General features: G+C 51.9%; 1 protein-coding gene. It reads left to right on the top strand.

Annotation, left to right across the window (positions count from 1 at the left end; translation table 11 throughout):
* On the top strand, nt 1–293 hold a 293-nt coding region (locus MUW49_RS20905), incomplete at both ends, for a helix-turn-helix domain-containing protein (protein ID WP_210539104.1).

Genomic DNA, 293 nt, shown 5'->3' on the forward strand with positions numbered 1-293 from the left:
TTGGGCGGTTGTGCTCGTTATGTCTGGAATCACGGGCTGGCAGAAACCAAACGCATTCTGGATGCTGGCGAAAAACTGCCTTCTGCCTTTGAGCTGAACAGGATGCTCACCAGTTGGAAGAAAGACCCAGAAATGGCCTTTCTGGCAGAGGCATATACCGACAACCTCCAGCAGAAGCTCAAGGATTTGCATGGCGCGTGGATGCGCTGCTTTGATAAGAAACTTGCCGCCAAGGCACCCGTATTCAAGAAAAAAAGCGACAACCGCGACGCTATCCGGTTCGTCAACTTCGA

Origin of the sequence: Aeromonas sp. LsrichE-8G (assembly GCF_022869435.1) — a bacterium.
Lineage (GTDB): Bacteria > Pseudomonadota > Gammaproteobacteria > Enterobacterales > Aeromonadaceae > Aeromonas > Aeromonas caviae.